At 65.7% G+C, this 14,054-nt stretch carries 10 protein-coding genes; 2 read left to right on the forward strand and 8 right to left on the reverse strand.

Annotated elements, in window-relative coordinates:
• Window positions 1-6: 6 nt before the first annotated feature.
• From VN11_RS17545 to VN11_RS17570, 6 genes are all read right to left on the reverse strand, one after another.
• Window positions 7-1,032 carry an AAA family ATPase gene (locus tag VN11_RS17545; RefSeq protein WP_053450672.1) on the reverse strand — a complete coding sequence of 342 codons (1,026 nt, stop codon included), beginning with the start codon at window positions 1,030-1,032 and terminating at the stop codon, window positions 7-9.
• Between the two features lie 167 nt (window positions 1,033-1,199).
• Entirely contained in the window at window positions 1,200-3,164 is a 1,965-nt protein-coding gene (locus VN11_RS17550) for a type IV pilus secretin PilQ (protein ID WP_053450673.1), read from the reverse strand.
• 21 nt (window positions 3,165-3,185) lie between these two features.
• Entirely contained in the window at window positions 3,186-3,719 is a 534-nt protein-coding gene (locus tag VN11_RS17555) for a pilus assembly protein PilP (RefSeq protein WP_006465989.1), read from the reverse strand.
• The gene (locus VN11_RS17560) at window positions 3,719-4,393 is read right to left on the reverse strand and encodes a type 4a pilus biogenesis protein PilO (RefSeq protein ID WP_006465991.1); all 675 of its coding nucleotides are present in this window, start codon (window positions 4,391-4,393) and stop codon (window positions 3,719-3,721) included. Before VN11_RS17560 ends, VN11_RS17555 begins: the two co-directional genes overlap by 1 nt.
• Window positions 4,390-5,295, reverse strand: a complete 906-nt coding sequence (locus VN11_RS17565) for a PilN domain-containing protein (protein WP_053450674.1) — start codon at window positions 5,293-5,295, stop codon at window positions 4,390-4,392. Before VN11_RS17565 ends, VN11_RS17560 begins: the two co-directional genes overlap by 4 nt.
• A complete protein-coding gene (locus tag VN11_RS17570) occupies window positions 5,295-6,353 on the reverse strand; it encodes a pilus assembly protein PilM (RefSeq protein WP_005410860.1) in 1,059 nt (352 codons plus the stop codon). Before VN11_RS17570 ends, VN11_RS17565 begins: the two co-directional genes overlap by 1 nt.
• A gap of 219 nt (window positions 6,354-6,572) precedes the next feature.
• Between VN11_RS17570 and VN11_RS17575 the strand changes: the two genes are divergently transcribed.
• A complete protein-coding gene (locus VN11_RS17575) occupies window positions 6,573-8,996 on the forward strand; it encodes a penicillin-binding protein 1A (protein ID WP_053450675.1) in 2,424 nt (807 codons plus the stop codon).
• Between the two features lie 139 nt (window positions 8,997-9,135).
• Window positions 9,136-9,780 (forward strand): hypothetical protein, encoded by a 645-nt coding sequence (locus VN11_RS17580; RefSeq protein ID WP_006466035.1) that lies wholly within the window; start codon window positions 9,136-9,138, stop codon window positions 9,778-9,780.
• A gap of 104 nt (window positions 9,781-9,884) precedes the next feature.
• Here the strand turns inward: VN11_RS17580 and VN11_RS17585 are convergent, their stop codons facing one another.
• Together VN11_RS17585 and VN11_RS21940 are read right to left on the reverse strand one after the other, a co-directional pair.
• Window positions 9,885-10,631, reverse strand: a complete 747-nt coding sequence (locus VN11_RS17585; RefSeq protein ID WP_053450676.1) for a hypothetical protein — start codon at window positions 10,629-10,631, stop codon at window positions 9,885-9,887.
• 69 nt (window positions 10,632-10,700) lie between these two features.
• Window positions 10,701-14,030, reverse strand: a complete 3,330-nt coding sequence (locus VN11_RS21940) for an ESPR-type extended signal peptide-containing protein (RefSeq protein ID WP_080374959.1) — start codon at window positions 14,028-14,030, stop codon at window positions 10,701-10,703.
• Window positions 14,031-14,054 lie beyond the last annotated feature (24 nt).

Below are 14,054 nucleotides of genomic sequence, written 5' to 3' on the forward strand. Positions count from 1 at the left end.
GCAGGCTCAGGGTGCCGGCACGCGGGCCAGCAGCTCCTGCACCAGGCGCTCGCCATCCCAGCCTTCGGCTGTGGCTTCGTAACTGGGCAGCACGCGATGGCGCAGCACATCAGCGGCGACCGCGCGCACGTCATCGGGCGTGACGAAATCGCGGCCCGCCAACCAGGCGCGCGCACGTGCGCAGCGTTCCAGCGCGATGGAACCTCGCGGGCTTGCGCCCCACGCGATGCGGCGACCGAGGCCGGCGTCGTAGCGCGACGGATCGCGCGAGGCCAGCACCAGTTCGATCAAGTAGCGTTCCAGCGCGGGCGCCATGTGCAGGTCCAGCACTTCGCGACGGGCCGCGAACACATCCTGCATCGGCAGCTTCTCCGGCGCCGGCGCGGCTTCGCCCAATGCGCCACGGGCACGCTCACGGGCCAGCCGCAGGATTTCCGATTCGGCCGCCTGGTCCGGGTAGCCGATGCGCACATGCATCAGGAAGCGATCCAGCTGTGCTTCCGGCAGCGGGAAGGTGCCTTCCTGCTCGATCGGGTTCTGCGTGGCCATCACCAGGAACAACGACGGCAGCGCGTAGGTGTGGCGTCCCACGGTGACCTGGCGTTCGCCCATCGCTTCCAGCAGCGCCGACTGCACCTTGGCCGGCGCACGGTTGATTTCATCGGCCAGCAGGATCGGGTGGAAGATCGGGCCGGGCACGAACTCGAAACGGCCTTCCTGCGGGCGCCAGATCTCGGTGCCGGTGAGGTCGGCCGGCAGCAGGTCCGGGGTGAACTGCACGCGCGCGAAGTCGGTTTCCAGCCGTGCTGCCAGCGCGCGGATCGCCGTGGTCTTGGCCAGCCCCGGCGCCCCCTCCACCAGCAGGTGGCCGTCGGCCAGCAGCGCGATCAGCAGGCGCTCGACCAGCGCAGACTGGCCGACGATTTCGGCTGACAGCGCATCGCGCAGCTGGCTGAAGGCGGCGTGCAGGCGGGAGCTGGCCGGCGCGGGGGGCGGCGGGACGGTTTCGGGCATCGGCGGAGGCAGGTTCATGGGGGCCTTTGACCGGCGCAGGACGGCACGGGTTCCCGACATCATCGCAGGGTGCCCTGCGATTGACATCAAGAACGGCTGAACAGCCCTTCGCGCACCGCATGACCGGCCTCAACGAAGAAGGGCCGCACAAGGCGGCCCTTCTTCCTGCAACAGGTGGTACCGGCTCAGTTCTGCTTGGCCACGCGCAGCACCTTCGGCGTGACGAACACCAGCAGTTCGGCCTTGTCCTTGCTGCGGCCACGCTTCTTGAACAGGTTGCCCAGGAACGGCACGTCGCCCAGGAACGGAACCTTGCTCACGCTGCTGCGGTCGGTGAACTCGTACACGCCACCGATCACGACGGTCTGGCCATCGTCCACCAGCACCGCGGTATTGACTTCACGGCGGTTGATTTCCGGTACGGTGCCATAGCCCTGCAGCTGGATCAGGCGCTCCACTTCATCCTTCTTCAGCTGCATGTTGAGGAACACGCGGTTGTCGTTGGTGATGGTCGGGGTCACCTTCAGCTCCAGCACCACTTCCTTGAACTGGACGTTGGGCGTGGCAACGCCGCCGGTACCGCCACCACTGATGGTGACGTAGCCGATTTCCTTGCCCTGCTTGATCAGTGCCTCGCGCTGGTTGGTGGTCACCACGCGCGGGTTGGAGATCACTTCGCCACGCGCCTCTTCCTGCATCGCCGACAGCTCCACGTCCAGCAGGTAGCCGGCGTTGAGGATCGACAGCGCCAACGAGCCCGGGGTGGCGGTCGAAGCGGCAGGCAGGTTGAAGTTCAGGCCACGGGTGATGGCCGGAAGCAGCGGCACCGGTGCCGGTCCAACGCTGCCACCCGCTTCCCAATCGCGATAGGCCTTGGCATTGGCGGCCGCGGTATCCGCCTGCGACAGGCGGGTCTTGCGGTTGGATTCCAGGTCACCGCTGAAGTACACGTTGTCGCGGCTGCCGCTGATGCCGAACTTGGCACCCAGCTCGCGGGCAAACGTATCGGTGGCGATGACGATACGGCTTTCGATCAGCACCTGGTCGACCGGCCGGTCGATCACGCCGATCAGTTCACGCATGCGCGCGATCTTCTTCGGGATGTCGCTGATCATCAGCGTATTGGTGCGTTCGTCGGCCACGATGCGGCCACGCGAGGACAGGAAGCCACTGTCTTCCTGCGACGCCGAACCACCGCTGCTGCCGTTGCCGCCGCCACCGCCGATACCCTTGGCTTCGGTCAACGCCTTGAAGATCTGCGTGGCGCTGTGATAGTTGATCTGCACGTAATCGGTAACCAGGTCTTCGCGGTTCTCGATGGCGATGCGCGCGTCTTCCTTCTCCTGCTCGAACTTGGCCAGCTCGGCCTGCGGCGCAACCCAGATCACGCTGCCGTCGCGACGCTTGTCCAGGCCCTTGGCCCGCAGCACGATGTCCAGCGCCTGGTCCCACGGCACGTTGACCAGACGCAGGGTCACATTGCCCTGCACCGAATCGGACGCCACCACGTTGAGGTTGGATTCTTCGGCGATCAACTGCAGCACGGTGCGCACCGGCACGTCCTGGAAGTTGAAGGTCACCGGCTTGCCGGTGAAACCGCGCTGGCCCACGGCCTTGGCGGCCTGCGCAACGCTGCCCGCAGTGACCGCACCGACTGCCGCCGGCGCCTGACGCGGGCTGATCTCGACCACGTATTCGTTGCCGCTCTGGTAGGCCAGCGAATCCACCGCACCGCCGGTGCTCAGGACCAGCTGGGTACCCGCGCCGGAGGGCTTGGCGTCGATGCGCTGCACCGGCGTTGCGAAGTCGGTGACGTTCATCGGCCTCTGCAGGTTGGCCGGCAGCCGGGCGTTGCCGACATCGACCACCACGCTGTTGCCCTGCGTGCGCAGGTCCGGCACCGCACCCTGCCCGTCGAACTGGACGATCAGGCGGCCGGCGCCGTCATCGCCGCGCTTGAAATCAATCTTCGCCACCGACAGGCCTGTCGGTGCGACGGCCGCAGCCACGGTGGCGCCGGCCGGCTTTTCCGCCGGCGTGGCAGCCAGCGCCGGAGCGCAGGCCAGCATCAGCGCGACTCCCAACGCGCTGACACGGTTCAAGGTAGAGCGCCGGATGGGACGCAGCCCCTTGGCTTGGTGAAAGGTCATCGTGCTATCCCCAGTAAACGATCATTGATCTTCAAGCGAGAGCGTTGCCGGCCGTTCCAGCCAGCCGCCCGCACCATCCGGCACCAGTTCGATCAGCTCCACGCGGTCTTCGAAGACCGCCGTGATCCGCCCGTCGCTCTGTCCCAGGTAACCGCCCGGGCGCACCCGGTAGGTCACCTTGTCCGGCCCCATCACCAGCGCGACGACGCCTGCACCCGTGCCGATGGTGCCGACCATGTCCAGTGCGTCCAGCGGGAAGCCTTCCAGCGGCTCCTTGCGCCGGTTCGGATCCGGACGCAATCCGCCATTCCCCTGCTGCGGATTGGTCCAGGCATCGGTGAACGGGTCACGCATGCCCTGCGCCGAATACTCGAAGGTCTCGAACTGCTGCATCACCGGCAGCGGCTCCAGCGGCTGCGCCGGCCGAGCCCGCTCGCCTTCCACCCACTTTTCCAGGTTGGGGGCGTCGCCGGGCGTGCTGGTCACGCCGCGGCCGCAGGCGGCCAGCAACAGGACCGCCAACGCCATTGCACCGCGTGCGATGTACGTGCGCATCACTTCTTGCCCCCCTTGCCCTTCTTCTTCGCCTCGGCATCGGCAGCAGCCTGCTGCGCCTGCACTTCGGTCTCGTCCAGATAGCGATAGGTCTTGACCGTGCCGGACAACTCCAGCGCACCGCTGCGGACATTGCCCTTGGACTTGTCCTTGGGCTTGAGGTTGATGTCGTGCATGGTCAGGATCACCACCCGCGGCAGCGACGCCACGCCGCTGACGAACGCGCCGAACTGGTGGTAGCTGCCCACCATCCGCAGCTTGATCGGCTTCTCGGCGTAGAACTCCTTGACCTGCTCCTGTTCGGGCTCGAACAGCTCGTTGGCCAGGCCGCTGGACAACGCGGTCTGCGAGATGTCGATGATCAGGTCGGGCATTTCCGTCTTGCTCGGCAGCTGCCGCAGCATCTGCTGCAGCACCTGCTCCATCTGCGCCAGCTGCTGCTTCAGCGGGGCCAGGTTCACCGCGCGTTCCTGCTGCTTGGTGAACTCGGAACGCAGCTCGACTTCCTTCGATTCCAGGCCAGCAAGCTCCTCGCGCTTGCCGCTGATCAGCAGCATCCACGCCAGGAACATGATCACCAGCGCCAGCACCGAGCAGAAGACGATCTTGGCCTTCTGCGGCCAGTTGCCGATGTCGTTGAAATCGAGGTTCTTCAGATCGATCTTCTGGCTCATGCGCGGTCCCCCTGCAGCGGCGCGATGAAGGCCTGCGGCGGCTGCGCCAGGCGGCTTCCCTCAGGCTTCGGCGCCGGCTTGGCAGCCGGTGCTGCCGGCTGGTTCGGCTTGGCCGGTGCAGTGGCCGGTGCAGCCGCCGGCGCTGCGGCAGGTGCCGCCGGTGCCGGTGCCGGCGCATTCGCGGCCGCAGCCGCAGCCGGGGCAGCAGGCGTGGCAGGTGCGGCAGCGTCCGGACCTGCGGCAAGCGGGGCCACCGCAGCCGGCGGTGCCGAAACAACCGTGCCATCCGCGTTCAGGCCCGGCGTCGCCGCAACCTCCTCGCTCTGTGCCGGCAGCTTCACCTTGACCACGAACACGTACGGCAGTGCCTTGATGTCGGTAACCGGACCGGTCTTGCCGTCCTTGTCCTTCTCCGGCTCGCGTGCCTCGATGATCGACAGCTCCGGATTGGTCATCCAGCCGGAGGTGTCCAGGTTGCGCATGTAGGCCGAAACACGGGCGTTGGACTGGGTACGGCCTTCCAGGGTCAGCACGTCGCCTTCCTGCTTCAGCGCGGTCAGCACCACGCCATCGGGAATCGTACGCACCAGCGCATCGAACAGATGGACCATCTGCGAGCGCTTGGCCTGCAGTTCCTCGATCACCTTCTTGCGTGCCAGCAGGCGTTCCTTCTGCGCATCGAGGCGGTCGATCTCCTTGTTCTGTTCCTTGACCTTCTCGATCTCGGCCGACAGATAGGCATTGCGATCCATCTGGCCGCTCACCTGGCGGTCGTAGTAGAACCAGATCAGCAGCGACAGCAGCAGGCCACCGATCGCAGCCATGCCCAGCATTGCGTAGAACTCACGCTGGCGTTGCTTGCGCCGCTCGGCGCGCCAGGGCAATAGATTGATGCGTGCCATCAGTCGAAGCTCCTCAGCGCCAGACCGGTGGCGATCATCAGCGCGGGGGCATCCTGGGCCAGCGCATGCGCGTTCACCTTCGGGCCCAGGGTCATCTGTGCCAGCGGGTTGGCGACCACGGTCGGCACGCCCAGCTGTTCTTCGACCATCTCCGGCAGGCCACCCAGCACGGCACAGCCGCCGGCCAGCACGATGTGATCGACGCGGTTGAACTCACTGCCTGCATAGAAGAACTGCAGCAGGCGGCTGATCTGCTGCACCGTCGCTTCCTTGAACGGCTCCAGCACTTCCATCTCGTAGCTTTCCGGCAACCCACCCTGGCGCTTGGCCAGGCCGGCTTCCTCGTAGCTCAGGCCGTAGCGGCGCATGATCTCGTCGGTCAGCTGCTTGCCACCGAACACCTGTTCGCGGCTGTACAGGCTGCGGCCGCCGCGCAGGACATTGAGGGTGGTCATGGTCGCGCCGATGTCGACCAGCGCGACGACACCGTCGATGGACACCGGCAGCTCGCTGGCGACCAGGGCGTAGGCGTTCTCGACCGCAAAGGCCTCCACGTCCATCACCTTGGCCTGCAGGCCACCGAGCTCCAGCGCCGACTGGCGCAGCTCCACATTCTCCGAACGCGACGCCGCCAGCAGTACCTGCACCATCTCGGGGTTGTTCGGGATCGCCCCGATCACCTCGAAGTCCAGGTTCACTTCCTCGATCGGATACGGAATGTAGTTGACCGCTTCCAGCTCGATCTGGGCTTCCATGTCGTTTTCGTCGAGCTCGGCCGGCATCGGGATCACCTTGGTGATCACCGCCGACCCGGCGACGGCGGCAGCGGCCAGCTTGGCCTTGCTGCCTGAACGGTTCATCGCCCGGCGGATGGCCTCACCGACCGCTTCCACCTCCACGATGTTCTTCTCCACCACCGCATTCGGCGGAAGTGGTTCCACAGCATAGTGTTCCACACGGAAACGATTGCCGCTGCGGGACAGCTGCAAAAGCTTTACCGCAGTCGAACTGATGTCGACGCCTACAAGCGGCGACTGACTTTTTGGGATGAGCCCCACGGTTTCTCCCCTGCCGACGGGCACTTGGACACAAGACCTGCGTCCGAGCATTAATAACGTATTCTTAGCAAATGGCAACGACCCTGCTGTGAAGTCCCTCACGGATTCACATTGCAGCCCCTGGCAGTTCCCCTTGCGCTCCCCAGTGCCGACCCCAGCCGCCACCTTGCGTAATCTATACTCTGCGACCACGAAATTCGCAATCGGAATCTGAACCCGATGACTCGACTCCGCCGCTGGCTGCGCTGGATCTTCCTGATTGTCCTGGTCCTGGCGCTGATCGGCGCGGCCGCCGTGGGCGGTCTGTACTACGCCGTATCCTCCAAGCTTCCCGACGTGCAGACCCTGCGCGACGTGGAGATGCAGGAGCCCATGTACGTCTATGCCGCCGACGGCAAGCTGATGGCGGTGTTCGGCGAGACCCGCCGTACCCCGGTCACCATGAAGGACGTGCCCGAGCGCCTGAAGCAGGCGTTCCTGGCCACCGAGGATGCCCGCTTCTACGAGCATGGCGGCGTGGACTACATGGGCATCGGCCGCGCGGTGTGGCTGCTGGCCACCACCAACGACAAGCGCGTGCCGGGTGGTTCGACCATCACCCAGCAGGTCGCCCGCCAGTTCTTCCTCAGCTCCGAGTACAGCTATACCCGCAAGCTGGCCGAGATCCTGCTGGCGCGGAAGATCGAGTCCGAGCTGAGCAAGGACGAGATCTTCGAGCTGTACCTGAACAAGAGTTTCTTCGGCAACCGCGCCTACGGCGTGGCCGCTGCCGCCGAGTTCTATTACGGCAAGAAGCTGGGCGAACTGAACCTGGACGAGATGGCCTCGCTGGCCGGCATCCCCAAGTTCCCCTCTTCCGGCAACCCGATCTCCAACCCGGAACGTGCCCGCCAGCGCCGCGACAACTACGTGCTGCAGCGCATGGCCGACCTGAAGTTCGTCACCCAGGCCGAGGCCGACGCCGCCAAGGCGGTGCCGATGCATGCCAGCGCGCATGAGCCGCCGGTGCAGGTCGATGCCCCCTACGTGGCCGAACTGGTGCGCCAGGAAATGATCGCCCGCTTCGGCGGCGATGTGGTCAACAAGGGTTACCGCGTCACCACCACCATCGACTCGACCCTGCAGACTGCCGCCAACCTGGCCGTCCGCGATGGCCTGCTGCTGTACGACCACCGCCACGGCTGGCACGGCGTGGAGAAGCAGGTCCAGGTGGGGGCCGGCGAAGATGCCGCCGCCCTCGCCGAGCACCTGCGCGGCATGTTCGGCCAGTCCGGCCTGCTGCCGGCCATCGTTGCCAGCACCGGCGCCGACGGCAGCGCCACCGTGGTGCTGGCCAACCGCAGCGAGATCGTGCTGCCGGCCGGCGCCGCCAAGTGGACCAACAAGACCCCGGGCAAGCTGGTGCAGCGCGGCGACATCGTGCGCGTGCGTGCCGGCGCCAAGGACGGTGAGTGGCTGCTGGACCAGCTGCCGCGCGGCCAGTCCGCGCTGGTCTCGCTGGATGCCCACAACGGCGCGTTGAAGGCGCTGGTCGGTGGCTTCAGCTTCTCCGGCAACAAGTTCAACCGTGCCACCCAGGCCCGTCGCCAGCCGGGCTCGAGCTTCAAGCCGTTCGTCTACGCGGCCGCCTTCGACAAGGGCTACAACCCGGCCTCGATCGTGCTCGACGCCCCGGTCGTGTTCCGCGACCGCCGCGGCAAGACCTGGGCCCCGCAGAACGACGGCGGCGGCTTCCGCGGCCCGATGCGCCTGCGCGAAGCACTGGTGCAGTCGCGCAACCTGGTCTCGGTACGCCTGCTTGACGGCATGGGCGTGGACTACGCGCGCAAGTACATCAGCGAATTTGGTTTTGCCGAATCGGAACTGCCGCCGAACCTGTCGATGTCGCTGGGCACCGCCTCGCTCACCCCGCTGTCGGTGGCCCGTGGCTACGCCGTGTTCGCCAATGGCGGCTCGCGCGTGGACACCTGGCTGATCGACCAGGTCAACGACCGCGACGGCACCCTGGTGTTCAAGGAAAACCCGGCGCTGGCCTGCCGCGAGTGCGCCGGCAGCAGCGACCAGCCGGTCAACCAGGTCGTGGACGGCTTCAACTTCGGTGCCCCCGCGCCGAAGGTCGACCCGGCCGCTGCGGCCAAGGCCGAAGCCAAGACCGAAACCGCTGCCGTACCGGCCAACCCGGATGCCCGCACCGCCCCGCGCGCGATCGACGCCCGCACCGCCTACCAGCTGGTGTCGATGATGCGCGACGTGGTCCAGCGCGGTACCGGCGTCCAGGCCAAGGTACTCGGCCGCGAGGACGTGGGCGGCAAGACCGGCTCCACCAACGACCACCGCGACGCCTGGTTCTCCGGTTTCGGCGGCCCGTACGTGACCACCGTGTGGGTGGGCCGCGACGACTTCCGCTCGCTGGGTTACCGCGAATACGGTGGCAAGGCCGCCCTGCCGATCTGGATCGACTACATGCGCACCGCGCTGAAGGACACCCCGATCGCGCAGAACGACCCGCCCAGCGGCATGGTCCAGGCCACCCTCAACGGCGCGACCGAGTGGGTGAAGGTGGAAGACATGGACCGCCTGACCGACTACGACCTGAACCTCAATACGCCGCAGGCCGACGCCGCCGCGTTTGATATCTTCTGAGGAAGGGTCACTGGGGTGCCGACCAAGGTCGGCACCCGCAACGATGGCCAACCAAGGTTGGCCGCTACCAATGTCCGCCCCCACGCAGATGTCACATCCGTGCGCTAGTCTGTAGCCAGGTCGCAACAGGAGTCATCGCATGCATCGCGCGCGCCAGCATGCTGCCAGCCAGACCCGCGAGCGGCGTCACCGCCTCGCCCACGAAGCCGCCCGCCTGATGGCCGAAGGCGGCATCCGCGACTACCACCAGGCCAAGTTGAAGGCCGCCAGCCGCCTCGGCATCCACGACGATGCCTCCCTGCCCCGCAACACCGAGATCGAGGACGCCCTGCGCGAGTACCAGCGGCTGTTCTCCGGGCCGCAGCATGGCAACGAACTGCAGCGCCGCCGCGAAGCCGCGATGCGCGCCCTGGAGTTCCTGCACGGCTTCGCGCCGCGACTGGCCGGCCCGGTGCTGGAGGGCACTGCCGACGCCAACAGCCCCGTGCAGCTGCACCTGCACAGCGACGACCCGGAGGCCGTGCATCGCTTCCTGGACGAGCATGGCATCCCGGCCGAATCGCGCACGCGTCGCTTGCGCATGGACCGCGAGCGCAGCCTCGACGTGCCGGTCTGGGTGTTCAGTGCCGAAGAGCTGACCTTCGACCTGGCAGTGCTGCCCTATGACGCCCTGCGCCAGGCACCGCTGTCGCCGGTGGACGAGAAGCCGATGCGGCGTGCCTCCGTGGCACAGCTGCGGCAGGTGCTGGCCGAGGCCGAGATCACCGCCTACATCGGCGGATAATGGGAAGAACCTCTGGCGGGCTGTAGTGGGTGCGGACCGTCGGTCCGCACTCTACTTCGAGTATCCGGGTACCTGACCGAAAGGCAGCCGGGCACGGCTCGGCGCTACAGGGGGTACAGGTGCGGCTCTTCCGCATCCCCGGTCAGCAAGCGCGCCAGCCACGGTGCGCCCGCGCGTTGCGGGTATTCCAGCATCATCCGTGCGTGCATGGCCTGCAGATCCCCCAGCAACCAGGTGTGGTTGTAGGCATCGCCGAACGTATCGGACCAGGCGCTCTGCACGCGCGTGCGCTCACCGCCATCGAGGTTCGGCATCCTGTCCAACGGCTCGACCAGCACCGACGCCAGTGCCTCGTTGATCGCCGTATTCTCCGCCTGCGCCGTCCGCAGCAGCTCCAGGCGATGCGTCACCCGCCAGCACTCGTAGGGGAAGCAGCTTCCGGTGGCGGTGATGTAGTCGGCCATGTCGGCCAGCAGGTGGGCCTTCAGTTGCCACGCCTCCGCACTGTCCAGCAGCTGCCGCACCTGCAGCGTGCGCAGTGTGCCGGCGCGGACCTCTTCGGGCGTGCTGAACATCTCGCCAGGCATGCTGCCGCCGTGCCGTACCCGCACGATGCGGCGGATGGCCTCATGGGTGATGTTCTCCACGCGCAGCGCTGCCGCTTCGGGATGCACGCGTGGGGGCGGCACGCTCGCTACCCGCCAGTAGTACCACAGCACCATCGCCATGCACGCCAGGCACAGCGCGCTGGACAGAATCCAGCCGTCCACATTGCGCGTGTAGTACCGATAGCGTGCGCGCCACAGGTAGAAACTGCGATAGTTGATGAACTGGCGTACCCATCCGTACATCGCCTTCTCCTCGGCAAGCGCCCCGGCGCGGCAGGGCTCGCTACGCGCACCACGCCGGGGCTCCATGGCTTACCAGCCGATACCCACACCCACGCCCACGCTGCGCTCACCACTGTTGGTGAACGCACCATTGAGGCTGAAGGTGGCCGAACCCTTGTCGTTCAACACGCGCTGGTAACCCACCGCCATCGCCGATTCGCCCTCGGCATAGCCCACGCCCGCACCGAGGCGGTTGTAGGTGGCCAGGCCGGCGGTGTTCATCGCCATCGCGGTCTGCGCGCTGCTCATCGCCGCCATGCGGTTGAAGCGCTTGTCCATCTTGTTCAAGCGCGCATCCACTTCGCGGGCGATGCCATCGCTATAGTCGTTGGCGCGGGCCAGCATCTTCTCCAGCTCGGCGGTGTCGACCTGCGGCTTGGGTGATTCCGGCGCATCAGCCTTGGGCTGCGGCGCGGGCGAGGACTTCGGTGCGTTGCCGGTATCGGCGACGACCTTATCGTCCTGCGTGGCGGGCGGCGTGGGTGCCGCTGCGTCCTGCTCGGTGGATGCCAGCACCATGGCACGCGACTGCGGCGCCGGGCCCTGGCCGTCTACACGCTGTTCCAGCCCGTCGATGCGGCCATTGAGCTGCTGCTGCACCGCGTGCAGCTGGCCGCCGTTGACCGCCTCGCGGCTGCCGGCGGCAATCAGGCCGTTGGCCACGTTGGAGATGACCATGCCCTGCGCACCAGCGAGGGTGAGCTGGTTGAAGCCATCGGCACGGGCGTTGGCGGTGTCCTGGAAGATGGAACGGAGCTGGCCTTCCATGCCGTCGACGCGGGAGGTGGTGCGGAGGACGGCGCCATCGAGGATGGCCAGTGCGCCACCTACGGTGCGCTGGTCGGTGTTCTGGACTCTGTAGGTGGGGGCCGTCACGTTGCCGTTGGCGTCCAGCTTGGCGCCACCACCAAGGGTGGCGAGGCTGTCGTTCAACTGGCCGACGGTGGTGGCGTTGTGGTCGGCGGTGCCGCGGGCGATGTTGATGAGGCGACGCTGCAGCGCACCATCGCCAAAGGATGCAGTGTTGCTTTCCAACGCCGTTGATCCGTAACCAATCGCAACTGCATTTTGAGCGCCCTTCTTTACAGAGCTGTTTGCCCCCAAGGCCAAGCCACCCGCCTCCTCAACTACGGAGCGGGATCCCAGTGCAAAACCGCGGCTGGCACTCTCCTGAACCCATGCCGCTCGTCCCAGCGAAACTGAGTCCTCTGCCTCGGCTCGCGAATAGCTACCAAGCGCAACAGCTCCATCCTTTGCTGGCGCTGCATATGCAGAGTCACCGATCGCAACTCCGAGGCGGCCCGCCTGAGCCTTTTCATCATCAATGGGGCGACCCACCGCAATATGCCTGGATGCAGCCTCAACGCGCGCCACCACATCGGCAATCGACTTCTCAGCGCCAGCCACGTTAGCGTTGGTTGTCGCCAACTGCCCGCCCGTCACAGCGTCCGCACTTCCAGCAACAAGCGAGCCCTCCGCAACACCAGTGATCTTCCGCTTGCCATCACTCTTGTTACGAACATCCAGCACGGAACCGGCGTTGTTCCCTCCCAGGCGAACACTGCCTGCCGGCCCATCCTCGCGCACCAACCCCTCCAGCACCGTAACCTTGGCTACCGCATTGTTCGCAGCAGCTACCGCGCCCTGCGCCAGAGTTCCGGCACCACGGGCAATCTCGTCGGTGGCGAATAGCTGTTGACCATTCACGGCGTCAGAGCTGGTCGAATCGACTTTTCCCTTGGCCACGCCCGTGATCAGGCGGTTGCTGTTGCCACTGTTGCGAACGTCAAGGATCGTGCCACTGTTTCCACCACCGATGCGGACATTGCCGTTGCTGGCCGTCTGGCTAAGCAGGGTCGAAAGCATGTTTGCCTTCGAAAGAGCGTTGTCGGCATTGGACTTTGCTGCGTTGGCCGTGGTCTGCGCGGTATTGGCGGATGACTGCGCCGAGTTCGCCACGGTCCTGGCGTCGGATGCGGTGTTCTGAACCCGATTCAACTGCGTGCCATTGACCGCGTCTGTGCTGTTTGAACCAACCGCTCCCTCGGCAACGCCAGTGACCTTGCGCGAATAGCCACCGCTGTTGCGAACGTCAAGCAGCGAGCCACTATTGCCAGCACCGATCCGGACATCACCGTTGCTGGCTGTCTGGCTTAGCAGATTCGAGAGGGTGTTTGCCTTCGAAAGAGCGCTGTCAGCGTTGCTCTTTGCAGTGTTGGCCGTGGTCTGCGCAGCATTGGCGGATGTCTGCGCCGAGTTCGCGACAGTCCTGGCGTCGGAGGCGGCGTTCTGAACCCGATTCAGCTGAGCGCCATTGACCGCGTCTGTGCTGTTGGAACTAATCGTCCCCTCGGAGACGCCGTATATTCTGCGCGTATAGCCGCCACTGTTGCGAATGTCCAGCAGTGAGCCACTATTGCCGGCACCGATGCGGATGTCGCTGTAACTGGCTGTCTGGCTGAGCAGTGCTGAAAGCGTATTGGCTTTCGAAAGCGCGCTATCTGCATTGCTTCTTGCGGTATTGGCGGTGTTTTGTGCGGTGTTTGCGGTCGTCTGCGCTGACGCTGCCGTACTTTTAGCCGTGCTCGCCATATCGTATGTCGTGGCGACGTTGCGATTGGTGTTGGCGAGCTGGTTTAGATTGACCGCGTCCGTGCCGTTGCTGCCCTCACGCACATTTGTGATTCGACGCTCCCCGCCGCTGCTGCCTACTGAAACCGTGTTGGAACCATAGGTCACAGAGTTTGCGCCAATGGCGACAGAATCGGAGTAGGAAGCGCGGGCGCCGCTGCCAATTGAAACCGCGTTCCCCGCAGACGCCTGCGAATCGTGGCCAAGCGCCGTTGCACCTTTCCCGCTGGCATAGGCTTTCGTGCCCAGCGCGGTGCCATGTCCACCAAACGCCCTTGCGAAGTGGCCCACGGCAGTAGCGTATCCGCCGCTGGTCTCTGCGTAGTTGCCCAGGCCGGTAGACTCGGTGCCGTAGATCTGTGCGCGCGAGCCAAGTGCCAGAACATCAGCACCGCTGACACGAGCATCGGCGTAGTTTCCGCTCATTACAATCGCCCACTGATCGTACCTCCCGCGCGGTGCGATCGCCGATGCGACAGAATTCGGCGCCGCGAAGGACATCACGGGGATGAGCTCCTTCTGGATCAGCAATGTTCCGGAACTGGATTCTGTAGCCAGATCCAGGTCATCCGTTTCATTGGCCGCAAAGGCCCCACCGGCGGTCGTCAGCAGAAGCGCGGACATCAGTACTCGCGTCTGCGCGGGTTTGCCGCGCGGCGAGCTCAGTTCACTGGCCACCACCCAGCACTGCCGGACGGCATTCCAGATACGTCGATAGATACGGTTCATTGAAACTCCTCAACAACACAGGGA

Source organism: Stenotrophomonas maltophilia (genome assembly GCF_001274595.1).
Classification (GTDB): Bacteria; Pseudomonadota; Gammaproteobacteria; order Xanthomonadales; family Xanthomonadaceae; genus Stenotrophomonas; species Stenotrophomonas forensis.

Bases quoted from the DNA above. Each gene is read 5' to 3' on its own strand.
- VN11_RS17545 (WP_053450672.1), bottom strand. From the start codon at position 1,032: ATGAACCTGCCTCCGCCGATGCCCGAAACCGTCCCGCCGCCCCCCGCG.
- VN11_RS17550 (WP_053450673.1), bottom strand. From the start codon at position 3,164: ATGACCTTTCACCAAGCCAAGGGGCTGCGTCCCATCCGGCGCTCTACC.
- VN11_RS17555 (WP_006465989.1), bottom strand. From the start codon at position 3,719: ATGCGCACGTACATCGCACGCGGTGCAATGGCGTTGGCGGTCCTGTTG.
- VN11_RS17560 (WP_006465991.1), bottom strand. From the start codon at position 4,393: ATGAGCCAGAAGATCGATCTGAAGAACCTCGATTTCAACGACATCGGC.
- VN11_RS17565 (WP_053450674.1), bottom strand. From the start codon at position 5,295: ATGGCACGCATCAATCTATTGCCCTGGCGCGCCGAGCGGCGCAAGCAA.
- VN11_RS17575 (WP_053450675.1), top strand. From the start codon at position 6,573: ATGACTCGACTCCGCCGCTGGCTGCGCTGGATCTTCCTGATTGTCCTG.
- VN11_RS17580 (WP_006466035.1), top strand. From the start codon at position 9,136: ATGCATCGCGCGCGCCAGCATGCTGCCAGCCAGACCCGCGAGCGGCGT.
- VN11_RS17585 (WP_053450676.1), bottom strand. From the start codon at position 10,631: ATGTACGGATGGGTACGCCAGTTCATCAACTATCGCAGTTTCTACCTG.
- VN11_RS21940 (WP_080374959.1), bottom strand. From the start codon at position 14,030: ATGAACCGTATCTATCGACGTATCTGGAATGCCGTCCGGCAGTGCTGG.